The organism is uncultured Aliivibrio sp. (assembly GCF_946479765.1).
Taxonomy (GTDB): Bacteria; Pseudomonadota; Gammaproteobacteria; order Enterobacterales; family Vibrionaceae; genus Aliivibrio.
In genome coordinates, this window is sequence record NZ_CAMLHO010000045.1 from 1 (window position 1) to 24,567 (window position 24,567).

General features: G+C 38.4%; 19 protein-coding genes. 9 read left to right on the top strand and 10 right to left on the bottom strand.

Going from position 1 to position 24,567, the window contains the following annotated elements:
• Positions 1-296: 296 nt before the first annotated feature.
• Both Q1K78_RS14155 and Q1K78_RS14160 read right to left on the bottom strand, forming a co-directional pair.
• On the bottom strand, positions 297-2,105 hold the full coding sequence (locus Q1K78_RS14155) for a DUF3413 domain-containing protein (protein WP_300180112.1): 1,809 nt from the start codon (positions 2,103-2,105) through the stop codon (positions 297-299).
• A 19-nt stretch (positions 2,106-2,124) separates the two neighbouring features.
• Positions 2,125-2,355, bottom strand: a complete 231-nt coding sequence (locus tag Q1K78_RS14160; protein ID WP_300180115.1) for a YejL family protein — start codon at positions 2,353-2,355, stop codon at positions 2,125-2,127.
• Positions 2,356-2,431: 76 nt separating this feature from the next.
• Between Q1K78_RS14160 and yejK the strand changes: the two genes are divergently transcribed.
• Positions 2,432-3,448 (top strand): nucleoid-associated protein YejK, encoded by a 1,017-nt coding sequence (gene yejK, locus Q1K78_RS14165; protein ID WP_300180162.1) that lies wholly within the window; start codon positions 2,432-2,434, stop codon positions 3,446-3,448.
• A 142-nt stretch (positions 3,449-3,590) separates the two neighbouring features.
• The gene (locus tag Q1K78_RS14170; protein WP_300180118.1) at positions 3,591-4,796 is read left to right on the top strand and encodes a chemotaxis protein; all 1,206 of its coding nucleotides are present in this window, start codon (positions 3,591-3,593) and stop codon (positions 4,794-4,796) included.
• 119 nt (positions 4,797-4,915) lie between these two features.
• Here Q1K78_RS14170 and nhaC read toward each other — a convergent pair whose 3' ends face one another.
• Positions 4,916-6,352, bottom strand: a complete 1,437-nt coding sequence (gene nhaC / locus Q1K78_RS14175; RefSeq protein WP_300180121.1) for a Na+/H+ antiporter NhaC — start codon at positions 6,350-6,352, stop codon at positions 4,916-4,918.
• A 619-nt stretch (positions 6,353-6,971) separates the two neighbouring features.
• On the opposite strand from nhaC, the gene asd reads away from it, so the two are divergent.
• Positions 6,972-8,087: an aspartate-semialdehyde dehydrogenase gene (gene asd / locus Q1K78_RS14180; protein WP_045102435.1), complete on the top strand. Its 1,116-nt coding sequence runs from the start codon at positions 6,972-6,974 to the stop codon at positions 8,085-8,087.
• 118 nt (positions 8,088-8,205) lie between these two features.
• Here asd and ansA read toward each other — a convergent pair whose 3' ends face one another.
• Both ansA and sppA read right to left on the bottom strand, forming a co-directional pair.
• A complete protein-coding gene (ansA, locus tag Q1K78_RS14185; protein ID WP_300180127.1) occupies positions 8,206-9,219 on the bottom strand; it encodes an asparaginase in 1,014 nt (337 codons plus the stop codon).
• Positions 9,220-9,311: 92 nt separating this feature from the next.
• On the bottom strand, positions 9,312-11,168 hold the full coding sequence (sppA, locus tag Q1K78_RS14190) for a signal peptide peptidase SppA (protein WP_300180130.1): 1,857 nt from the start codon (positions 11,166-11,168) through the stop codon (positions 9,312-9,314).
• Positions 11,169-11,387: 219 nt separating this feature from the next.
• Between sppA and Q1K78_RS14195 the strand changes: the two genes are divergently transcribed.
• The 4 genes from Q1K78_RS14195 (at position 11,388) to Q1K78_RS14210 (ending at position 17,930) form a co-directional block, all read left to right on the top strand.
• Positions 11,388-13,391, top strand: a complete 2,004-nt coding sequence (locus tag Q1K78_RS14195) for an NADPH-dependent 2,4-dienoyl-CoA reductase (protein WP_300180133.1) — start codon at positions 11,388-11,390, stop codon at positions 13,389-13,391.
• A gap of 96 nt (positions 13,392-13,487) precedes the next feature.
• On the top strand, positions 13,488-15,431 hold the full coding sequence (locus Q1K78_RS14200; protein WP_300180136.1) for a DNA topoisomerase III: 1,944 nt from the start codon (positions 13,488-13,490) through the stop codon (positions 15,429-15,431).
• 87 nt (positions 15,432-15,518) lie between these two features.
• The gene (locus Q1K78_RS14205; RefSeq protein ID WP_300180139.1) at positions 15,519-16,343 is read left to right on the top strand and encodes a DUF5718 family protein; all 825 of its coding nucleotides are present in this window, start codon (positions 15,519-15,521) and stop codon (positions 16,341-16,343) included.
• 114 nt (positions 16,344-16,457) lie between these two features.
• Positions 16,458-17,930: a diguanylate cyclase gene (locus Q1K78_RS14210; protein WP_300180142.1), complete on the top strand. Its 1,473-nt coding sequence runs from the start codon at positions 16,458-16,460 to the stop codon at positions 17,928-17,930.
• 26 nt (positions 17,931-17,956) lie between these two features.
• Here the strand turns inward: Q1K78_RS14210 and dusC are convergent, their stop codons facing one another.
• Both dusC and Q1K78_RS14220 read right to left on the bottom strand, forming a co-directional pair.
• A complete protein-coding gene (gene dusC / locus Q1K78_RS14215) occupies positions 17,957-18,904 on the bottom strand; it encodes a tRNA dihydrouridine(16) synthase DusC (protein ID WP_300180145.1) in 948 nt (315 codons plus the stop codon).
• A 55-nt stretch (positions 18,905-18,959) separates the two neighbouring features.
• The gene (locus Q1K78_RS14220; RefSeq protein ID WP_300180148.1) at positions 18,960-19,511 is read right to left on the bottom strand and encodes a type II secretion system protein; all 552 of its coding nucleotides are present in this window, start codon (positions 19,509-19,511) and stop codon (positions 18,960-18,962) included.
• A gap of 103 nt (positions 19,512-19,614) precedes the next feature.
• Here Q1K78_RS14220 and Q1K78_RS14225 point away from each other — a divergent pair, with 103 nt between their 5' ends.
• The gene (locus Q1K78_RS14225; protein ID WP_300180150.1) at positions 19,615-20,229 is read left to right on the top strand and encodes an SEC-C metal-binding domain-containing protein; all 615 of its coding nucleotides are present in this window, start codon (positions 19,615-19,617) and stop codon (positions 20,227-20,229) included.
• 89 nt (positions 20,230-20,318) lie between these two features.
• Here the strand turns inward: Q1K78_RS14225 and dsbB are convergent, their stop codons facing one another.
• Positions 20,319-20,834 (bottom strand): disulfide bond formation protein DsbB, encoded by a 516-nt coding sequence (gene dsbB, locus Q1K78_RS14230; protein ID WP_300180153.1) that lies wholly within the window; start codon positions 20,832-20,834, stop codon positions 20,319-20,321.
• A 70-nt stretch (positions 20,835-20,904) separates the two neighbouring features.
• Positions 20,905-22,500, bottom strand: coding sequence for a Na(+)/H(+) antiporter NhaB (gene nhaB, locus Q1K78_RS14235; protein ID WP_300180156.1), 1,596 nt, complete (start codon positions 22,498-22,500; stop codon positions 20,905-20,907).
• A 443-nt stretch (positions 22,501-22,943) separates the two neighbouring features.
• Between nhaB and fadR the strand changes: the two genes are divergently transcribed.
• On the top strand, positions 22,944-23,786 hold the full coding sequence (gene fadR / locus Q1K78_RS14240) for a fatty acid metabolism transcriptional regulator FadR (RefSeq protein ID WP_300180159.1): 843 nt from the start codon (positions 22,944-22,946) through the stop codon (positions 23,784-23,786).
• Positions 23,787-24,153: 367 nt separating this feature from the next.
• On the opposite strand, the gene Q1K78_RS14245 is transcribed toward fadR, so the two are convergent.
• Positions 24,154-24,558: an H-NS family nucleoid-associated regulatory protein gene (locus Q1K78_RS14245; protein ID WP_300180165.1), complete on the bottom strand. Its 405-nt coding sequence runs from the start codon at positions 24,556-24,558 to the stop codon at positions 24,154-24,156.
• Positions 24,559-24,567 lie beyond the last annotated feature (9 nt).

Genomic DNA, 24,567 nt, shown 5'->3' on the forward strand with positions numbered 1-24,567 from the left:
TTTCAAGACCGGTGCTTTCGACCACTCAGCCATCCCTCCAATGCCGTGAATAATAATTACATCCTTACTTTTTGTAAAGCAGAAAATGAAAAATAACAGTCAAGTGTTTTATTTTTATGCATTGTGCTTCATTTTTAACTTATTAGCGGGTTGTGATTATGTTATTTGTCATTATAAAGATCCCATTATTATCAAAATATGGATTTTTATACGCGAGAATATTATTGATTTACAGTTGCTAGAAGATACGATGAATATAAAAAATCCCTTTATGAGAAAGGGATTTTTTGGGTTATTTATTTTTTAGGGTGGTAAAACCGTTTTAACTCAGAGATACCTTGCATCAATAACGACAGCTTAGGCTTTTCATCCGTCAGACGATTATAGTTCTCATCGTACACTCTATAGTTACCAAAAGTATCAATAACGACAGTATTGTTCTCTGTGATTAATGCTATATTTTTGCTATCACCAGCCAGTAACCAATTACGTTCATTGTCTTGAGTAAATAAATGTTGACCGCTGCTGTAGCTGTCCGATGGAGTAGTAGTTTTTAAAAACGACTCCATCAATGTTGGTGCTAGATCTAAGTGGCTTGAACGAGTTGTTACTAACTCGGGTGCAATGTCAGGCCAATGAATTAGCATAGGAACTCGTAATTGGTATTGACTAAAGTTAGTGCTAGATCCCCAACTATTGGTATTGGTTTCATCAAACTCCATACCGTGATTTGAGGTGATTACTACAATCGTTTTTTCCCAATCAGGAGATTGTTTTAATGCATTTAATACAAGGTTAAGTTGTTGATCTGTTTTCTGTACCGCTTTACGGTAGTTAGCTTCAAATAAACTTTGATCTGAATTATTCGTTGAAATGGGGCTCGTTGCATCATATTCAGAAACCGAAGTCAGTTCTAAATAACTAAACCAAGGGGCATCAGACGTTTGTGTTTTAAACCAATCATGCCATTGAGTGATAGCTTTACTATCAGACATCTTCTCGTTGGTGTCGCTGATCTCACCTTTAGTAAAGATAATCTGTTTATATAATGAAGACGTAAAATCATCACCACTGAATAAACCAAATTGATAATCACGGCTATGTAGCTCGGCTAAGATTGGGGATTCAATTTCTGAATTTCTAAAGTTATCGACGTAATTGCCAGGTAAGCCATAAAACAAACCAAATAAGCTGGTTGGGTTATTACTGGCGCTGTAGTGATTGTTATAGTTTAGATTGTTCTGAGCAAAGCGAGTTAGATTTGGTGTGTCAGTATGATTTAATGTATCAGCACGAAGGCTGTCAATCATAATGATTTGTAGGTTGTAGCCCGTTTGCTTAGTGTTGTACTTTATTGGCTCAAGAGGATAACGCATCGCTTCTTTTGCCCCACCAGTTCCTTCTTCTTGAATTTGTTTTGCTAGCGCTTCACGGTCAATAAACCCATGTTTTTCTAAAAATGAACGCGCAGTCATTGGGTACGAGAGCGGGAAAGTTGCACGTTGAGCGGTTACTGGTCCATAAGCTGAGGCATCGGCCCAAGTATGAATTAAGTGACTACCAAGAAAAGCGACGGCGAATATGATCGCAAAAGGGCGACCCACATGTTTGTGAGCAAGCTTACGTAATTTATTCCATACCCATTCTGAAAGGGAAAGCTGGAGTAAGAATATGACGGGAACCAGAACAAACAAATACTGCCATTGAGTATTTAAATTTGATTTATCATTATTCAATAACATATCCCAAACCAGTGGGGTGATATGCAAATGAAGGCTTTGGTAAGCGTAAGTATCAAGTAACAGTAATGTCATGCCTGCGGTTGCGATGCCGACACTCAATACACGCATTAAGCGTTGGGATGGCGTAATAAAAGTCAGAGGGAATAATACAAGAATATAAAATCCAAAGACTAAAAAGCCAAAATGACCTATCCAGTTTAATACCAGATAGGTCTGTCCAAGTAGCGTTTCAGGCCATGGTGATTGCGATATATAACGCGTACCAATAAGCATTGCAGCAATGATATTGAAAAAGCTAAACCAGTGACCCCAAGTAATTAACTTGGACACTTTATCGCTGTAGGTATTTCCGCTATCAACCATGGTAATTGAATTCTCGCTCTTAGTGAGTTTTTGGTAGATCTAGTGAGCTAAGAAGTGCTTGAGCAAATTTTTCAGCGATAATTTTACGCTGCTCTGCGGGCACTTCTTGGTTTAGAACATTAGTTGCAATGTTACCAACCAACATTAGCGATAGATCAGCAGGCGAACGATGTTTATCTAGTACATCGACCATCTCTGTTAACATTTGTTCAATTTTTTTGTTGCTGTATTTCGAAGTAGTAATAGCCATAAGTCTTTTCAGTTAATGATAGTGAAAGCGGCTTATGATAACCTACTATGTACGTCAACTAAAAACCTTTTCTATTATGAGTTTAATCCTTTCAAACGTAATTTTACATAAATTAGTCAAAAACGAACAAGATGAACTAGAAGTTTGTCTACGAAATCAAACTCTTGAGAACGAAGAGTTTACAGAAACGTTAGTTTCAGAACTGCATCGTGTATTTAACGCAAAGGCAGGCAAAGGCTTTGGTGTTTTCAAAACTGAAAGTGAGTTTGGACACTGGTTAGGGTCTGTTCGTAAGAATGAAACCCAATTCTTAGAATTTAGTAATAAATCGGCTGAAAAATTAAAATCAGAGCTGATTAAATACCCATTTGCTGAAGAAGGTATCTTAGTGATTGCTGAGTACCGCTCATTAGCAACTGAATATCTGTTTGTTGCTGTATTACCATCAAATGAAAGCATAAAGGTAACAGACGAGTTAGATATTAGCTCAACAGATTATCTTGATATCGCGAAAATGGATATTGCGGCTCGTATTGATTTATCAACATGGGAAACCGATTCTGATTCAAATCGCTACCTGACTTTTATTAAAGGTCGAGTGGGCCGCAAAGTGTCTGATTTTTTCTTAGACTTCTTACAAGCTGATGTAGGTATGGATACTAAGGTTCAAAACCAAGTATTGATGCAAGCAGTAGAAGATTTCTGTGCTGATGAACGTCTAGAAAAAGAAGAAAAACAGCAATACCGTAAGAGTGTTTATGATTACTGTAATGGTCAGCTGCAAGCGGGTGAAGAATTAACGATTAAAGAGTTATCAGGTGAATTACCTACGTCTGAGTCAGGTTCAAATTTTTACCAATTTGCAGAAGAGCAAGGCTATGAATTAGAAGAGTCTTTCCCCGTTGATCGCACTACTATGCGTAAGCTAACGAAATTTGTTGGTGCGGGTGGTGGTTTATCACTGAATTTTGATGCAATGTTATTGGGTGAACGTGTGTTTTACGATCCAGAAACGGACACATTAACCATTAAAGGCATACCGCCAAACCTTAAAGATCAATTAACACGACGTTTAGGTTCTTCTGGATCATAATTAGTGTTTATTTATTGATAATAAATATTGAGATAATTGCGTGTATTTATGCGTAATTTAAAAATACTCAGTAAATTATTTTTTGCAAAATGATATCCTATCTATCCTTTTATTATCATATTTTGGCTAGGTAGGGTTGTTCATGAAACACACCTCTAAACACTTTTCATTTAATCTACTTTCTATTTTTATCTCTTTGTTTTTTCTTAATGGTTGCTCTTTGCTTGAACTAAAAATTGAATCTCAAGCGGTTCCATTAACAACGACAGAGCTGAATACTCGAATTTTAACACGTGCATACAGTAAGCATTTTTTTAGTGAAGTCGAAGCGGCGGCTGATGAAATCTCATCAACGTACCCTAAAGACGATGTTTTACATCAATCTTATGTGTTGTTGTGGAAAATTAATGCTGAAGAAGGATTGCAACGTGCGGCATATCAAGTTTCTCCAAAAATCGCCTTAATTGACTCATGGGTGTTTGCTGCTCAAATGGAACAGTTTTTTTCTGCGAATGGAAAAGGGGCAGAATTATTTGATAGCAATGTTGATTTTGAAGCCAGTCAACTCCTACATGAGGATGTTAAAGCTTTAGCAGAAACGTTGTTGTCGAGTACTGAGTTTAATGAAGCACAAGATTTTATTATTAAGTTTGTCGCTGAGCATCAGTTTGACAGTTTAATGATGCGAAGAACCCCAGCACTAAAAGCGTGGTTAGCTAATCAAAATATTGATGAAACTGAAGCGGTAGCAACATTAGGAACCATGCCTGAGGCTTTAGGTGATGTATCGGACCGTCTTGGTTTAGTATCAGAGCAAACACCGAAGATCATGACATGGAAGGCACAATTGATTGCGTTGAACAGTAGTGTAAGTGCTAATGATATTAATAAAACATTAGAGAGTTTGCGAAATACCTCTGAATCATTCCAAGATTTTGTGAAAAACAATCCAGAGTATATGCAGAATTTAGCAGAGCAGATGAGCTTGCAACTACAGCCTTTACTTGATGATCTGGATATGAAAACAGACGATAAGCTAAATCAACTTAGTGCGGAGCGTGTGGCTTTAGAAGCAATGGTCGCAAGAGAGCGTGAAGAGTTAGTCAATATGGTAGAACGAGAGCGTAAAGCCATTGCGATAATTGTTTCTCAAGAGCGTGAAAAGTTTACTCAAGATCTCGATAAAGTGTCACAAGATGTACTTACGTTAGCAATGGATAAAGTGATTGATTTGATTAAAAGCACCATCATCTACTTTATCTTATTCATCTTCGCTATTTTCTTTGCTCCTTTAGGTCTAGGCTACTTCCTAGGTAAGCGATCAGCAATAAATAAAACGGCTGTGTAAAAATAGAACGGGTGTAATAGACATAAAAATGCCAGTGGTTGAATTAACAATCACTGGCATTTTTTATTTAGATAACCTAATTAATTACATTGGTATCAAACAGAATATTCTTAGTTGAATTACGCTGTTTTTGTATCTATAGCAATAGTGTCATCGGTATCTTCTGCTGTGATTGTTGGTTCACATTTATCAACAAACCAACCAAAGTAAGAAGTAACGATCGTCACGATGATACATACAAAGCTTAACCACATGAATGGTGCGTAAGACAGTGTTGCTACGCCTAAAATACTCGCCATGTAGATACCGTTATCACTCCACGGAACCATACCTGATGTCAATGTACCACCGAACTCTGCGTTACGAGAAAGGTTTTTACGTTTGTAGCCTAAGCGGTCGTAGTTTTTCGCACAAATCTTTGGTGTAAGGATAAGCGATACATACATTGCTGAGCCGAAGATGTTACCAAAGAAGGCGGTTGCAATCGTACTTGTCGCTAGCGAACCCGGACCTTGTACGCGTTTTTCGAATAGTTTAGCGACGGTTTCTAGTACACCTACTTTATCTAGTAGACCACCAAAACCTAGACCAAAGATAATCACCGCAACCGAACCAAGCATAGAGGACATGCCGCCACGGTTTAGTATTGCATCAATGAATTCAACACCAGATGAAATAGAATATGGTGCCCATGCCGTGTTGAACGCAGTTAAGAAGTTAATATCTTGAACCATTACCGCCCAAACAATACCCAGAAGAGAACCAAAGCTGATCACTGGGAATGAAGGCATACGCATTGCTAGTAAACCAAGAACAATGACCACAGGTACAAATGAGAATGGGGTAATAACAAACTGCTCTTCCATTGCTAAAATAACTGAGTCCACTTGGCTCATATCAACGTTGCCAGCGAAATGGAAACCAAAAGCCGTGAACATGATACCCGTAATGATGTAACTGATAAGCGCAACTGGAAGCATCCCCTTGATGTGTTCCATGACTTCAACGCCAGACATAGAAGAAGCAAGAATTACTGAATCAGACAGTGGAGACATCTTATCGCCAAAGTAACAGCCAGAAAGGACAGCACCTGCGGTAATTGGAGCAGGAACACCAAGGCCTTGACCAATCCCCATCATTGCTATACCTGCGGTACCAGCAGCACCCCAAGAAGTACCGGTTGCTAGCGCCGTTAATGAACAGATGATCATCGTGGCAAGAAGGAAAATAGATGGGTGAATTGCTTTTAGACCATAGTAAATAATGGTCGGCACAATACCGCCAGAAATCCAAGTACCTACTAAAGCCCCAACCGCCAAGAGAATTAATACCGCTCCTAGTCCATTGGAGATGCCATTTAGAGCTGCTTTTTCTAAAGATTTATAATCATGACCTAACTTGATACCAAGAGTAATGATAATAAACCAACCAATATAAAGTGCTAATTGGATTGGAAGATCAAGTTGTGCCGTGAAAGAAAAGGCAAGAAGTAGAAATAGCCCTAAAGATATAATTACCTGCGTTATCGAAGGTAACTTTGTCGTTGCTTGCTTCATGTATAAAGCCTCTTTTTGTATGCATGAATAAATTCATACGATAAGGGATTGTATTTTCTAAACAAGATGCACTTTACCTTATGATCAACAAGAGATCGATTAAGTATGATTGATTTGTGATTCTTATCTCTAGCGGTGTTAATTAGATGAATTTGAGGTGATAATTTAGTTAAATTTAGGTTTCATTCTGTGGTTAGTTTGATTTTAACACTAAGTTAGTGTGTTTATTTTATGTTAATTAACGGTGTCTTGTGTGATTTTAATTTGCAATAATTAACTATAAGTTAGATTAATCGTTTGTATTTGATGGCAAATGTGAAGTTTTATGAACTGTAACGGTTTGTAATTATCCTTAGTGTTAGTTTTTAATGGGGTTAACTGAAAATATTGTTGTAAGCGGATGAAAGTATGCTTTATGTTAATTAAAAATGGAGAGATAAATAAAGTTAATTTTAGAGTTGTTGTTTTTTTGCACTTTTAAGTTAAAGTTAGGGTGTAAACGCATTAAATTTTGATGCAGAAAAAAGAGCGGATAAAACAAATAGTACTTGAGATTTGTTTCTGTTCATCATATAGATGGGGTAAGCACTTTTTATTTTTGAATTACAGGGAGAGTACAATGAGAGTAGGTTTAGTTGGCTGGCGTGGCATGGTAGGGTCTGTTTTAATGCAACGTATGGTAGAAGAACGCGATTTTGACCATATTGAACCTGTATTTTACACCACTTCACAAGTCGGTATTCCAGCACCAAATCTCGGAAAGGATGCAGGATTACTTCAAGACGCATTTGATATTCAATCGTTATTAAAATTGGATGCGATTATTACCTGCCAAGGTGGTAGCTATACGGAAAAAGTTTACCCTGCGCTTCGCCAAGCAGGTTGGAAAGGGTATTGGATTGATGCCGCTTCTACATTACGTATGAAAGATGACGCAATTATTACGCTTGATCCAGTGAACTTTGATCAAATTCAACAAGGCATTCATGCAGGTACTAATACTTATGTTGGTGGTAACTGTACGGTTAGCCTGATGCTAATGGGCCTTGGTGGCTTATATAAAGCAGGTTTAGTTGAGTGGGTGAGTGCTATGACGTATCAAGCGGCTTCTGGTGCTGGTGCGAAAAATATGCGTGAGCTAATTTCTCAAATGGGCGTAGTGAATGATTGCGTGACATCTGAACTAGCAAATCCTTCAAGCTCTATTTTAGATATTGATAGAAAAGTAGCAGAGACAATTCGTTCTGATTCTTTCCCAACATCAGAGTTTGGTGCTCCACTGGCGGGTTCGTTGATCCCTTGGATTGACGTGAAGCGCGAAAACGGCCAGAGCAAAGAAGAGTGGAAAGCAACCGTTGAAACCAACAAGATCCTAGGTCTACAAGATTCTCCAATTGCGATTGATGGTACATGTGTACGTATCGGTGCAATGCGTTGTCACTCACAAGCACTGACAATTAAACTGAAACAAGATGTGCCGATGGATGAGATTGAAGAGATCATTGCGACTCATAATGATTGGGTTAAAGTGATCCCGAATGAGCGTGATATTACTGCGCAAGAACTAACCCCTGCAAAAGTAACGGGCACACTGTCTGTACCTGTTGGTCGTTTACGTAAGATGTCGATGGGTAATGATTTCCTAAATGCCTTTACGGTAGGTGACCAATTATTATGGGGAGCAGCAGAGCCACTTCGTCGTACATTGAGAATTATTCTAAACGAAAAGAAATAACGTCTGATTGAGACTTAATAGAACTTAGTTAATAGCAATTAGTTAAATAGAACGAAAAAAGGCTTCTCACGAGATAATCAGGGAAGCCTTTTTATTGTATTCAGATTACAGCTTTGATTTAGTGAGTCAACTCACCGCGCAAACTCTGTTGCATCATTGTACGCATGGTCTCATAAGGCAGATTTTTGCTTAGAAGGTAATGCAATTTAGCCAGTGCCGCTTCTGGAGTCATATCATAACCGCTGATAACTCCTGCTTCTGCTAATGCACAGCCTGTTGCATAACCGCCCATGTTTACTTTCCCAGATAAGCATTGTGTTAAGTTTATAACGACAATACCACGCTCAGAGGCATCTTTTAATTGTGCAAGAAGCTCTGGGTTTTGAGGTGCGTTACCAACACCGAATGTCAGCAAAATCATTGCGTTCACAGGTTGGCGCAGGGTGTTTTTAATCACTTCCGCGGAGATGCCAGGATACATGGTCACAACGCCAATTGGTTGTGGCGTAATATCATTGACGGTGAATTCACCTTCTGGCTGCTTATTAATTTCTGCACCATTAATTTGAATATTAATACCTGCTTCCAATAATGGGGGCAAGTTTGGTGAAGAGAACGCATCAAACCCATCAGCGTGAGATTTTGTACTACGATTGCCGCGAATAAGTTTGTTATTGAAAAATAACGTCACTTCGTTAATTGGGTAGTTAGCCGCAATATGCAATGCATTTAATAAGTTGCTTTGACCATCTGATCGCAGTTCAGCAAGAGGAATTTGAGAACCAGTTACGATCACTGGCTTTCCTAGATTCTCTAGCATGAATGAAAGTGCTGATGCTGTGTAGGCCATGGTATCCGTACCATGAAGAATCACAAATCCGTCGTATTTATCATAGTTAGCACGAATATCATCTGCAATACGTTGCCAATCTTCTGGCGTCATATCAGACGAGTCAATTAATGGCTCATATTCGTGAATGGTGAAAATTGGCATTTCTGCACGGTGAAACTCAGGCATTTGTTTTAGTTGATGTTGCATAAAGCCTGATGCAGGAACATAACCATGATCATCAGATTTCAACATGCCGATTGTGCCGCCTGTATAGGCGATGTAAATGTGTTTTCTTTCCATAATAACAACGGTACAGAGTTATGGGAGGTGGTGCGATTATACTGTGCATTTGGCATAAAGAAAGCCCGACATGTGTCGGGCTCGTCATGCTTTTAAAGATTGCTACAGTTCAGGCAGAACAGATATTGTCCTTTTGGGTCATTAAAGTTATTTAACATGTTAATGTCTGTTGCAACTTTGCTTATCGTTGGTTGCAAAGCCTCTGGTGCCAATGAAAAAAGCGCTGTTTTTATATTGGCATTAAAGCTCATGCTTAACTCTTCAAGGAATTGGTCCATTGGCGATAATGGCTCTTTAACCCAGTAAAGGTTATATAATTCCATATTAGCGAGTTGAGCGGCTGCTTGAACGGCATCATCAAAATCACCTAATTGATCAACTAACCCATATTCAAGGGCATCTTTACCTGTCCAAACTCGACCTTGAGCTACTTTATCAACGGCTTCTAGGGACATATCTCGATGGTCACTAACCAATTTAATAAAGCGATGGTAGCCATGCTCAATGCCTAGTTGCATTACTTGAGCAACATCATCATTTAATGGGCGAGTTAAGCCAACGCCATTAAATGGAGATGTGGAAATCCCGTCACTGTGAATGCCCATTTTTTCCAACCCTTTTTCAAAGGTCGTTAAAATACCAAAAATACCAATAGATCCGGTAATTGTGGTTGGTTGAGCAATGATCTTGTCTGCACTTGCTGAGATCCAGTACCCACCAGAGGCAGCGACGCTCGACATTGAAATAACGACAGGTTTGCCTGATTCTTTTAAAGCATCAACTTCATTACGTATTACTTCAGAGGCAAACGCACTGCCGCCAGGGCTATCAACTCTAAGAACAACCGCTTTTACTTTGTCATCTCCACGAGCTTGGCGAAGTAGCGCTGCGGTAGAGTCTCCTCCAACAGTACCTTGGCGCTGAGTACCATCCATGATCGGTCCGCTTGCCACAACAATAGCGATATCTTGAGCATCAGGAATAATTGTTGGACGCACTTGTGAGCGGTAATCGTAGTAGCTTACTTGTTTGAAGCTGTCGTATCCGTTTGAGCCAAACTCAGCGATCATATCAGTGCGAACTTCTTGACGAGTGGCTAGTTTATCAACTAAACCAAGCTCAATGGTCATTTGTGATAAGTCACCATTAAGAGTCTTTAATTTTGCAATAAATTGATCCATTGGCATGGTTAAGGTTTTAGCATCAATTTGACGATTGGTTGTTACATCATCTAAATACGCATCCCATAATTGAGTTAACCAAACAGAAGTCGATTCTTTTGCAGCATCAGACATATCATTACGAAGATAGGGTTCAACTGCTGATTTGTAAGTACCCACACGGAAAACATGAGTAGAGACATTCAAATTTTCTAATAAATCTTTGTAGTAAAGTGTGTAGGCACCGTAACCACGCAGTAAAACAGTACCATCGGGGGCCATGAACACTTTATCGGCATAACTGGCAAGATAATACTGGCTTTGGTTGTAGTAATCACCAATAGCATAAACGGGTTTGCCTGCGGCTTTAAAAGTATTAATCGCTTTAGCAATATAACGAAGCTTAGTTAAGCTAGTTTCATTCATCTCTTTTAAATGGAGAACCAAACCTGAAACATTATCATCAGTAGCAGCAAAACGAATAGTGTCAACGATATCAAACAACACATTTTCTTGTGATTTTTGGCTGCCTAATAAATCAGACGTCACTCGTTCTAGAGGCTCGCGAAACTTACTTTCTTCAACAATAGGGCCGGCTAAATCTAGGATTAAAGCCTTTTTCTCAACCTGTTGAGTTTCGACGCTTGATTCATCGCTACTTAAAAAAGTAAAGGCGATAAATCCAACAAAAGCGAGAAAGAATAGATTTAATGCCAGTTGACGCGTGAAGGAAAGTAACTTCCATACCGCTTGAAAACATTTTCCTATGAAGTGGAATAACCCTTTCATATTGTTCCTTATTATTAGTTTAAACTCTGTCACTATCCTACGCTAACTGACACAGAAAGTAACTAGACGAAAGAGTTCTAAATGAGAATTGGTTTGATTAAGGAAATAAAGAATAAAAGATTTGATGGATGTTGCATATTTGTGAAAACTTAATTGTAGCAGAGGCCTATAAATATTATTCTGGTCAGACCACAATAATTATAAAAGCGATGGATTGTTATGACGTACCCGCACCTTTTTCAGCCGTTAGATTTGGGATTTACTCAGTTAAAAAATCGAGTCTTAATGGGGTCGATGCATACTGGATTAGAAGAGAGTAATGATGGTTTTAAAAAATTATCAGCCTTTTACGCTGCAAGGGCGAAAGGTGGGGTAGGCCTTATTGTTACTGGTGGCTTTGCTCCCAACTTTCGAGGTCGTTTAACCCCATTTAGTGCTCAATTTAGCTCTTCTCGTGCTGCCGAAAAACATAAAGCATTGACTCACGCGGTGCATGATAATGGTGGAAAAATAGCCTTGCAATTACTTCATGCGGGCCGTTATGCAATGCATCCTCTGTCAGTCAGTGCCTCTGATATTAGAGCTCCGATTGGCATGTTTACACCGAGTCAGATGAGTGAGCGTCAAATTCAAAAAACAATCCGTGATTTTGCGAATAGTGCTCACTATGCCAAACAGGCTAACTATGATGGCATTGAGGTTATGGGATCGGAAGGCTACCTTATTAACCAATTTATTTGCGCTAGAACCAACATGAGATATGACGATTGGGGTGGTAGCTATCAAAATCGCATGCGTTTTCCATTAGAGATAATTAAAGCGATTCGTGAAAAAGTAGGGATAGATTTTATTATTATCTTCCGCCTTTCTATGCTCGATTTGGTAGAGCAAGGAAGCACGTTTGAAGAGGTGGTAGAGCTTGCTCAGGCTTTGGAGAAAGCCGGGGTAACAATCTTAAATACAGGTATTGGTTGGCATGAAGCTAGAGTGCCGACTATTGCGACTCAAGTACCGCGAGCTGCTTTTAGTTGGGTAACAGAAAAACTCAAAGGTAAGGTGTCGATCCCCTTAATTACCTGTAACCGTATTAATACACCTGAAGTGGCTGAAAATATATTGGCATCGGGACAGGCTGATATGGTGTCAATGGCTCGTCCATTCTTAGCGGATGCCGAATTTGTTAATAAAGCAGAGCAAGATAAAGCAGAATTAATTAATACCTGTATTGGCTGTAACCAAGCGTGCTTGGATCATGTATTTAAAGCAAAACGAGCAACGTGTTTGGTTAACCCACAAGCCTGCTATGAAACCGAATTAGTACTAGAACCTGTGATCACAAATAAATCAGTGGCAATTATTGGTGCTGGAATGGCTGGTCTCTCTTGTGCTACTTCTGCGGCAGAGCGTGGTTATCAAGTGACGATCTTTGAGCGCAGTGACCGAATTGGTGGGCAATTCAACTTGGCAATGCAGATCCCTGGAAAAGAAGAGTTTAAAGAAACGATCCGTTATTTCTCTAATAAAATCGATCATAAAAATATCATAGTAAAACTGAACTACAACGTTGAGATGGATGAACTACGCCAATTTGATGAAGTCGTGGTGGCAACAGGGGTTAAACCAAGAGCACCACAACTAGAAGGTGGTGACCATCCTAAAGTGATTGATTATCAAACTTATATTAAGACTCAGCCTAAACTCGGTCAAAAAGTCGCAGTGATTGGGGCTGGTGGGATTGGTGTTGATGTCGCAACTATGATCACTGAGCCAGAAGATCATACATTAGATGCGTGGCTACAAGATTGGGATATCGATAAAAATATAGAATTTGAAGGCGGTCTAAAGCCTCAAGAGACCTATAAATCAACCCGTGAAGTGTGGTTAATGCAGCGTAAAAAAGGAAGTATAGGAAAAGGCCCAGGTAAAACGACAGGTTGGATCCATAAGCGTACATTGCAAAAACGAGGCGTACACATGTTAGCGGGGGTTGAATACCTTAAAGTAAACGATGAGGGGTTATACATTCGCCAAAACGACGAAGTTAAGTTGTTAGATGTTGATCATGTCTTAATGTGTGCAGGGCAAGTCCCTGTTAATGAGTTAGTTGAGACATTATCGTCAGCAGATATTATTCATCATGTGATTGGTGGTGCAGACCATGCCGGAGAACTTGATGCGAAACGTGCTATTCGTCAAGGTGTCGAATTAGCGGCGAAACTATAAGTGATACCAATTTCAGCAAGTTAGACAACAAAACTTGATAACTGTCTATTCATACAGGTATAGTGCTGATGTTATTCATTACATCAGCACTTTTTTATGTCACGATTATTTATTGCAGAAAAACCAAGTTTAGGCCGAGCGATTGCTGCTGGTCTGTCAAAGCCACAGAAGAATCAACAAGGTTACATTGAATGTGGCAATGGCGACATTGTAACTTGGTGTATTGGTCACTTATTAGAACAAGTTGAACCTGATGCTTATGATGATAAATACAAATCGTGGCGTATGGAGCATTTACCCATTGTTCCTGAGCAATGGCAGCTTCGTCCAAGAAAATCCTCTAGTAAACAACTTACTGTGATCCGTAAACTGCTAAAAAATGCATCTCAAGTGGTTCACGCGGGCGATCCTGATAGAGAAGGGCAGCTGTTAGTTGATGAAGTTTTGGATTATTTAAAACTGTCTAAAACCAAAAAAGCCGCAACTCAGCGTTTATTGATCAGTGATTTAAACTTACCTGCAGTAAAACGCGCACTGTCTTCGATGCGAAGTAATCAAGAGTTTATTCCTCTTTCTATTTCTGCTTTAGCGCGCTCTCGTGCTGATTGGCTTTATGGAATGAATATGACGCGCGCTTATACCTTGTTAGGTCAACGAGGTGGCTATCAAGGTGTCTTATCCGTAGGCCGTGTACAAACACCGGTCTTAGGGTTAGTGACTCGTCGAGATGAAGAAATTGCGAACTTTGTGCCTAAGGCCTATTTTACATTAGAGGCACTTATTCCTTATCAAAATCCTCAATTGAATGATGGACAAGCGTTTGATATTCGAGCGAAGTGGAAGCCAAGTGAAGCGTGTCAACAATGGCAAGATGAAGAAGGGCGCGTGCTCAATCTTAAATTGGTAGAAAACGTAGCTCAGCGAATTGCGAATCAACCTGCCACTGTAACCAAAGCTGAAAACAAAGAAACCAAACAAAATGCGCCGCTACCGTATTCGTTATCCTCACTGCAAATTGATGCCTCTAAGCGCTACAATTTAAGTGCTCAACAAGTATTGGACGCGTGTCAGGCATTGTATGAAAAACATAAACTAATCACTTATCCTCGTTCGGATAGTCGTTATTTACCAAAAGATCACTATAAGCAACGTGAACAAGTATGTGCAGCTATTGGTAATAACGATAAGCAGTTATCTAGTGCGGTAACCAACACCGATCTAACACTTAAATCACGGGCTTGGAATGACAGTAAGGTTGATGCTCACCATGCAATTATTCCAACACCAAAATCCAGTAGTTCAGCAGGGGTATCGGGCTTTGAAGAAAAGGTCTACCATCTTATTGCACGCCAATACCTAATGCAGTTTTATCCTGCGGCTATTTATGCAGAAGCTCAATTGGTGTTCGATATTTCTGGTGGGGTATTTGCAGCTAAAGGGAAGCAAATGCTGTTTGCCGGATGGCGAGTATTACTTGGTAAAACTCAAACCCAAAACAGTGACGATGATGTCGCAAATAAAGTACCGCCATTAAAGAAAGGGGAAGTACATACTTGTCGTGAAGGTGAAATTAAACACAAAATGACAGAGCCGCCTAAATATTTTACTGAAGGTACGTTATTGCAAGCAATGACCGGAATTGGTCGCTTTGTAGAAGATAAAGAACTGAAAAAAATATTAAGAGATACAGATGGATTGGGTACAGAAGCGACACGAGCAGGAATTTTGGATACCTTATTTAAACGTCAGTTATTAACTCGTAATGGTAAAAATATTCATGCAAGTGAGGCAGGTAAAGGTTTGATTCATGCTTTGCCAAATGAAGCGAGTTACCCTGATATGACCGCGCATTGGGAGTTCCAATTACAAGGAATGACAGAAAGAACCTGTTCATATCGCCCATTTATGGCAGCGTTAGAAATAAAAGTCTTGAATTTTATGCAGGGGGTACAGCAAGGTCCGGTGCCTGATTCGTTGAGAACGCTCAAAAGTCCGGCAAAATCGCAATTTAAACGACGTAGAAAAGCAAAGAAATCATAAAATCAGATCCGTATCATCGCATAATAGAAAAGAATAAATTAAGGTGCCTTTTTAAACATTACTTTTAATAGAATTTAAGAAGGCACTATGACGTTTAAGCATGTAATTGGTTTTGGTGTGGCAGGAAATTTTGCTGGGCATTTAGAGCAAGCGGGAGAAGCCACCGATTTTTTAAATGTGAAAGTTGACAATGCAATTCAACCGAAAGCGTTATTTCCTTTTTATGTCCCATCCCAAAGCGCAGGTTTTTTATCTCAATATCCCCTTTCTTCGGATTCTATTATTCCACCGAATGATGCAGATAATCTACAAATAGAACCAGAAGTCGCTATCGTTTTTGATATTACTTATCAAGACAATAAAGTCGTTGCGTTAACGCCTGTAAAATTTGCCGCCTATAATGATTGTTCTATTCGTAAGCCTAATGCTAAAAAGATCAGTGAGAAGAAAAACTGGGGCAAAAACACAAAAGGTATCTCTCAAGATTTTATTGAATTATCTTCTTTTACAAAAGGGTGTGAGCTAGATACGTATCGTATCGCTAGTTTCCATATTAGAAATGGCGAAGTGAATCGATATGGCGAAGACAGCGCAGCGATTGATTACAGTTATTTTCATGAGCAACTGAATGATTGGATGATTGATCGTATGAATAATCAGAAAGATGAAGGTCCAGCTGAAGATCTCGCACTTTATTTATCTGAAGCAAATTACCCTGAACAAGCGATTATTAGTATTGGAGCGACACGATATACAGAGTTTGGTGAAACGAATTTCTTACAATCAGGCGATGAGAGCATCGTCGTTGTTTATGATGGTGAGCGATATGAAACTCAGGAAATTGAAACGATGGTCAAGACGAAAGCTTACCAAAATCAAGGATTATCATTGCTTGCTCAATCTGTGCTGTAACTATGTTTTTAGGGGATTTATTGTCAGCTTGGTGTTAGAAATAGTATATTTGCAAGATATTCAGCAAAAAAATAGGTAGTATTGTCTGTTCATTTTTTGTTAAAGAATTTATGCATGCCGAAATCAAATTTAAAACATATATTTATCATTCCAACGCTGTTTTTAGTGTTAATTGTAGGTATTGTTTTAAATAATCATATTAGCGCTGTTGAAAGACAAGTGAACCGTGAATATGACCGTATTATAAATTCTTTACAGCGCTCAATAAAAGTAATGATCTCTCTTGATTACAATCTGTCTCAGCTTTATAAACAGAGTTCAGGGGAGTTTTTTAATCATAGATTCGAACTAGATGAAAAAGCAGGGCTGTGTGTTATTCGCCCAAGTGAAAATTTAGATGCAGTAATGGAAAGTCAGGAGGTGTCTGTTCCGGGAGGTCGACTTGATTATAGTATAGCTGGCGATGAATCCTTATGCGATCCTACCTCTGAATTGTATAACATAGCCTCTAAAAAAGTAACGCTAGCACCGGTTATTTCATTTATCCATGATTATGAAGAGTATCTTCATGGGATCTATTTCATTTCTAAATATGATTATATTATATCTTCTCCAAAAGAAATTGCAGAAAACCTTACTAAGCAGACGTTAGAAATAATATATACCCGTCCATACTGGAGAAACAGTATGAACAATAAAAATGAAAGACACATTACGTTTACCGCCCCTTACACAGATGCTTTTTTTGATGGTTTAGAAGTATTAACGTTTTCGACGCCAATTTATTATAAAGATCTCTTTAAAGGGGTATTAGTCTTAGATCTCTCTGTTGATAAATTATTACATTCAGGGGATGAAGTTTCGCGATATATTCAGCTATTGGATAGTGATAAATATCAACGTTTTGAGCAGTATCGATTTATGCAGCCAGTTAATCTTCCAGATACGGATTTTACCTATTTTCTCTATTATAAAAGTTCGATGAAGGATGAGTTAATTCGTTTTGTTGCACATGATATCAAAACATTAACGTTAATTGCGGTAACTTATATTCTTACGTTGCTATCAATGTTTTATTATCAGAGTCGTCTATCTCAGCGTTATTACAGTAATTTAGCAAAACAAGACCCCATGACGGGATTATACAATCGTCGTGGTTTTGAAATGAGTTTGAAAGACCGTGTTGTTAAAAAATTTGTTGGTTTTGCTTTATATGATATTGATGACTTTAAACAAATTAATGATGTGTTTGGTCATGACGTTGGCGATGAAGCGATTATATACGTTGCAAAAATACTTAATAAGAGTGTTCGTGACAGTGATATTGTCTCCCGCTTTGGTGGCGAAGAGTTTGTTATTTGTATTAATGCTGATTCAAGAGCCAGTTTAGAAAATGTGTGTGAACGAGTAAGAAAATCGATTCAAGATTCATCGGGTAAAGTGGTTACTGGAGGTTTTACAGTGTCTGGTGGTGTTGCTGTTATCGACTCACAACGAGAATTTTCGTTTGAACATGTCATTAAGAAAGCGGACGATCTATTATATAAAGCTAAACAAGACGGAAAAAACCGAGTTTATTTTTCATAAACTCGGTTGTTGTACTAAGCAAATAATTAACTAACTCTTTCTAGCTCTTGGTATAAGCGCTCGACAATAGGATCTGATTTTTTATGGCTTCTAATATCGATAAAAATATCTTTCGCTTCTGTGTATTCTTGACGAAGATAGACAAGCCACTGTTTAACTCGATTAGAGTAATATTGGCCTTTGTCACCTGCCATTTGTAATTTTGAATAATGAATTAATAGTGCAATCACTTCTGGCCATGGCATTTTGGCGTGATTGTGTTTAACAACATTACCTAAATTTGGCATATTAAATGCGCCTCGACATACCATTAATGAATCAATGCCTGTTGCTGCTATGCAGCGTTGGCCATCTTCATAATTCCAAATCTCACCATTAGCAATAATTGGAATATCAATTTTTTGGCGAACTTGGTTTATGTAATCCCACTTTATCTCTTCAGCACGATAACCATCTACTTTGGTTCTTGCATGAATAGTCAACTCATTTGCGCCTGCTTGTTTAATGGCATCCGCAATAGCAAAACACTCTTCTGGGTTTTCCCAGCCTAAGCGGATTTTTGCAGTGACTTTTTTGTCACTTGGCACCGCATCACGGCATGCTTTAACTATTTGATAAATTAATTCAGGTTCTTTTAATAGAGCTGCACCACCACGACTTTTGTTGACTGCTTTTGCAGGACAACCAAAGTTTAGGTCCAAGCCATCAGAGCCTAGGTCAATCGCACGGGCGGCATTCTCTGCCATCCAATTAGGTTCTTGACCTAATAATTGTAGACGGATAGGGGTGCCAGATTTGGTTTTACTGTCGTTATGTAATTCCGGACAGATACGGTGGAACACGTGTGGAGGTAACAGTTGATCAACGATTCGAACAAACTCAGTCACACAGAAATCATAATCATTAATCTCTGTTAATAGCTCGCGCATTAAGTGATCGAGTACGCCCTCCATCGGGCCTAGTATTACTTGCATATCCCACCTCTTTTATTGGAGGTGGGATTGTAGGGGTAAAAAGGGGATATGTCACTTATTTTGGGAAGGTACCATACTCTGTTATGGTTTCCCCAGTAAGTACAGAATAGCGCATTGTATATCCTTTATGGGAATTATCTTCTATATTTGAAGTGTAATAGTAAAGACACTCATTTGAACTGTTATACCAATATTTTATATCGGAATTAGTTGGGAATATAGTTGTTGAATATCGCTCAATTGTTAAATCTGTAGTGATTAGGGAATGTAATAGTTCGCCACAACCATCACCAGTAATACCACTACCACCAGGAGTTGATGCGCGATGAGTGGTACCTACTGGAAAACCTTTACTTGAAGGGTAGATGATTTCATCTGCAAAGATAACACCATCGGCAGAGCTTAGTGACGGTTCACCTTGTAATATCCAAGCTCCATGGTACATATTCACAGCGGTAGTAAAGGCACTAAATGCCGCTGCTGTTCTAGAGTCATGAGCATTATCTTGTAAGTTTAAAAATTTGGGAGCAGCGGTCACCGCTAAAATTCCTAAAATAACAATAACCACGATTAGTTCAATTAAGGTAAATCCTCGATTCTTTTTCATAAAATTTCTCGACAGCAAAATAAAAAATAATAACGGCACTTAGGCTCTAATAATTATTTGCGCTATACTACGCCGAAAACTTAATTTCGGAAGTGAATAAATAATGAAGTATCAATTAATTGCACTAGATGGTGTTGATTTGAACTGTTCTGGCCTTTTTCTTGAAGGTGCAGTCCTTGCTGCGAATATGGCAACGAAGCCATTAGCACCAGAAGCGTGGTTAGGCGATCTTGTTGGTGCAGATAATGCACTTGAAATGATAAAGTCTGTTTCTCAACAAATTGAGCATCAATACTTATTACTTAAACGTAATGAATACGAAGTGACTGAAGTGGTTAACTTTGATGATCTTGAGCAGCTTACTGATTTTGCTGAAGGCTTTATGACGTTGTGGCCGACGATTGAAGAACAATGGTCAGATCTTCAAGTTGCAGATGGTACAACACGCATGCTATCTGCATTGTTGAGTACAATGATGCTTGCGGTTGATGAAGAAGAAACGCATCGTCAAATGACGGAAGCAGGAATTGATACGCCACCAACACTAGATCAGATGTTACCTAAAATTGATTTTATGATACAAGAAGTAGCTATGGCTGCGGATGAATATCAAATCGGCTATAAAGGTCAGAAAGTGAATCCGTACAAAAATGTAGGTCGTAATGATACTTGTCCATGTGAAAGCGGTAAGAAGTTCAAGAAGTGTTGTGGTAAATAGATAGATTTCTATTTTCTGATTTAAATAAAAAAGCCATCTAGTAATTATTACTCGATGGCTTTTTTGTTATTCGCTATATAAATAGTTAATTATGCGCTTTTCTTATTGAAGAACTGAGCGATAACAAAAATAGCTAAGGCAACAAGGTTACCGGCAAAGATAATCACCAACCACTGTGGCATGGTTAGTGTTAGAAATTGCCAAACGATTTTGCTGCAGTCACCATATGCTTCAAACATCCATGGAGCCCATTTGTTTAACGGAGCCCATGAAGGGAAAGTAACAAATAAATCACAAGTTGCAAAAGGGGATGGATTTAGCTGAAAATCAACGTGTTGCATAGCTAACTTTAAACCCCAACCCGCACTTATACCCCAAGCAATGAAACCGCACCAACGAATAATAAGGTTGTTCGGATTAAGTAATCCGATGATTGCAGCTCCTGCAATGCCCATCATAGCAACACGTTCATAAATACACATGACACAAGGGGGGAGTTTCATTACATGTTGAAAGGTGAGGGCTGCTGCTTCAAAAAAAGCCATACAGAGAAGTAATAGCAGCCAAGATAAACGAATGCGAGAGAAGTGATTAAGGGTTTGCATTTTTATTCCTTGTAAAAATAAAGGCTCCGTATAATACAGAGCCTTCTCTATCAAAAGTGATTATACCTTACTAATGACCACTAGAAATGGCAGAAGTTGCACTTTCAATTGTACCGTGTGTAATCCAACCTAAATCGTAGAACATTGCAGTCATTGGTTCAAGGAAGAAAACGATACCAAACAAACCAACAAGTGCTAATACGATAGTGTATGGCAATGCCATCCATACCATACGACCGTAAGATAATTGAATTAATGGAGCAAGTGCTGATGTTAATAGGAATAAGAAAGCAGCTTGACCATTTGGCGTCGCCACTGATGGTAAGTTAGTCCCTGTATTAATCGCAACCGCCAATAAATCAAATTGGTCACGAGTAATTTGTCCATCTAACAATGCGGTTTTTACTTCATTGATATAAACCGTACCAACAAATACATTATCAGAAACCATCGATAGCACACCATTAGCGACATAGAACAAGGCAAGCTGTGTCCCTTTATCTTCAACGGCTAATACGGCATCAATAATAGGTTTAAATAGTTCCTGATCGATAATTACGGCAACAATTGCGAAGAACACGGCTAATAAAGCAGTAAATGGTAACGCTTCTTCAAACGCTTTACCCATTGAATGTTCTTCGATAACACCAGTAAATGCAGTTGCTAAGATAATTACAGATAAACCGATAAGGCCGACAGCAGCTAAATGAAGTGCTAGAGCAACGATTAACCATACAGCGATAATCGCTTGAATAATCAGTTTTGCATTATCGATATTAGTGCGATTTTTACGCTCTTCGGCTTCGTATTCTTCAAGAATATTACGCACGTTAATAGGTAATTTAGCACCGTAACCGCAGATGCCTAATTTCTCCACAGCAACACACGTTAACATGCCACAAACAAAGACAGGGGCGGTGATAGGCAACATTCGTATAATGAATTCACCAAACATCCAGCCAGCTTGATCGGCAATAATAAGGTTTTGAGGCTCACCGACCATAGTCATTACACCACCAAGAGCAGTACCTACACCTGCGTGCATTAGCAAACTACGTAAAAATGCACGGTAGTTTTCTAAGTCGTCACGAGATAATTCATCTGTTACGTTTGAATCACAAGTATGGTCATGGCTAGGTGTACCACCTTGGCCTGAAGCGACTCTATGGTAAATAGCGTAGAACCCAACAGCCACACTGATAACAACGGCAATAACCGTTAATGCATCAAGGAAGGCAGATAAGAAGGCAGCAGTAAAACAAAATGCAGCAGAAAGTGCCGGTTTAGATTTTATGCCAATCAGTATTTTGGTAAAAATAAACAGAAGCAACTGCTTCATGAAATAAATCCCAGCAACCATAAACACAAGTAATAACAGTACTTCGATGTTAGCAACAAGTTCGTGCTTAACTTGTTCAGCACTTGTCATCCCAATCGCGATGGCTTCAATAGCCAATAGCCCACCAGGTTGCAGAGGATAACATTTTAGAGCCATGGCCAGAGTAAAGATGAACTCGACTACTAATAACCAACCAGCAGTAAATGGGTCAATTAAAAAGAAAACAAAAGGGTTAATAATTAAAAATGATAATATTGCAATTTTGTACCAGTCGGGGGCTTTACCAAGAAAATTTTTGATAAATGCATTCCCTAGCGAAATAGACATGTTATGTTCTCTACATTGTTACAGTGATACTATAAAATAAGGTTAAGCAGGGAGTTGATAATAATCGCCTAACATATTGTTATTTTTAAGATAAACAACTATTTAGAAAAACAACAAAACGCTTTTTACTGTTTTGCCAAATAACTACCTATATATACTCAACCTTATACCAAACGCCTGAACTTTACTCTTTATTAATCAATAGTCAATATTTGAAAAGAGGTAAATTGATCAAAATGTGTCTTTGGTCGGTTTTATGAATAAAACTAATAAAATGTATAAAAAAATAACCGGTCAGCAATTGATTTGTTTGGTTTTTTGAGGCTTGAAAGTAGGAATTATGTTTTAAAATATCGACTTAAATTAATAAGTGGTTAAGAATTTATTGAACTGGTGGTATGATGAGTAGAGTTATTTTATATAAAAACGGGTAGTAAACTTGTATGGTTATTAAGGCGAAAAGTCCTGCTGGATTTGCTGAAAAATACATTATTGAAAGCATTTGGAATGGTCGATTCCCTCCTGGTTCAATTTTACCTGCAGAGCGTGAGCTTTCTGAGCTTATTGGTGTGACTAGAACAACATTGCGTGAAGTTCTTCAGCGATTATCTCGTGACGGTTGGTTAACGATTCAACATGGTAAACCGACGAAAGTGAATGATTATATGGAGACATCAGGTCTGCATATTTTAGATACATTAATGACATTAGTTGATGCTAATAATGCGACGTCAATTGTAGAAGACCTGTTAGCAGCTAGAACTAACATTAGTTGTATATTCATGAGACAGGCATTTAAAACGAATAAAGAGGGGTCTTTACGTACTCTTGATCGTGTTATTGATTCTTGTGAACAACTTATCGCAGCTGACAATTGGAACGCCTTCATTGAAGAGTCTCCTTTTGGCGCAAAGATTAAAGCTGAAATAAAAGAAGATAATGAAAAAGATCCAGCTAAACGTGAAGAAATCTTAATTGCAAAAACATTTAATTATTATGATTACATGCTTTTTCAAGGGGTGGCATTTAAGTCTGGAAACCAAATTTACGGCTTGATTTTTAATGGCCTTAAAAAGTTATATGCTCGTGTTGGTAGCTATTACTTTTCAAACCCAGAATCACGAGAGCTTGCTTTACAGTTCTACCGTGATTTAAAACAGATCTGTGAAGAAGAAAGAAAAGACGCAGTAATGCCAAGAATGCGTCAATATGGTATGGAAGGTAATCTTATTTGGAATGAGATGAAACTGGATTTACCAAGCAATTTTAGAGAAGACGATAGTTGATTTATTATCTAAAAATAAAAAAGCAGGTTTGTAACCTGCTTTTTTTATGTCTGACATAAAAATGTCTAATTAACTCAAAGTTGGGTCACTGATGTACGTTAATTTAGAGACTAACCTAATGCTGAAGTATGCAATTAGGTTAATTAACATTATCGACATACTAATAATTACTAGGGGATAATACTACAATGATAGATTAATTCATCGCAGTGTCATTTGCTTCTGATTTGAGAATAATGGAAATAATTTGAAACAATAAAAAGATTTATTTTTAGTTAGAAGATTAAGGGTAGATTGTGGATTTATGAAGCAGAAGATATAAAAAAACCACTACTTAGAGTGGCTTTTTTTATATTGGATTTCAGAATTACATTAAGAAATCTTCTAAAGCTTTGCCTGCGTCAAGATGAGTTTGTAGTGCAGATGGAGTGCGGCCTTGACCTGTCCATGTTTTTTCTGCGCCAGCATGATCTAGGAATTTGTATTTAGCTGGACGAGGGGCACGTTTTTGCTTCGTTTTAACTGTTGTTGAAGACATAGTATCTAATAGGTCTTCTGGAACAATACCACTGTCAAGCATCATTTGACGGAATTCTTCAAGTTTTGCTTGTTTTTCAGCAAGTAAAGAACGTTCTTCTGCTTCAGATTCTTGGCGCTCAGCGACAACTGCTTGCAGTTTTTCAAGAGCTTCTTCTAATTGCTCAAGTGTCATTTCGCGAGATAGTACACGTAGACTGCGTAGGTTTAGTAGTGTTTTAATAGTATCAGACATGATGGATTC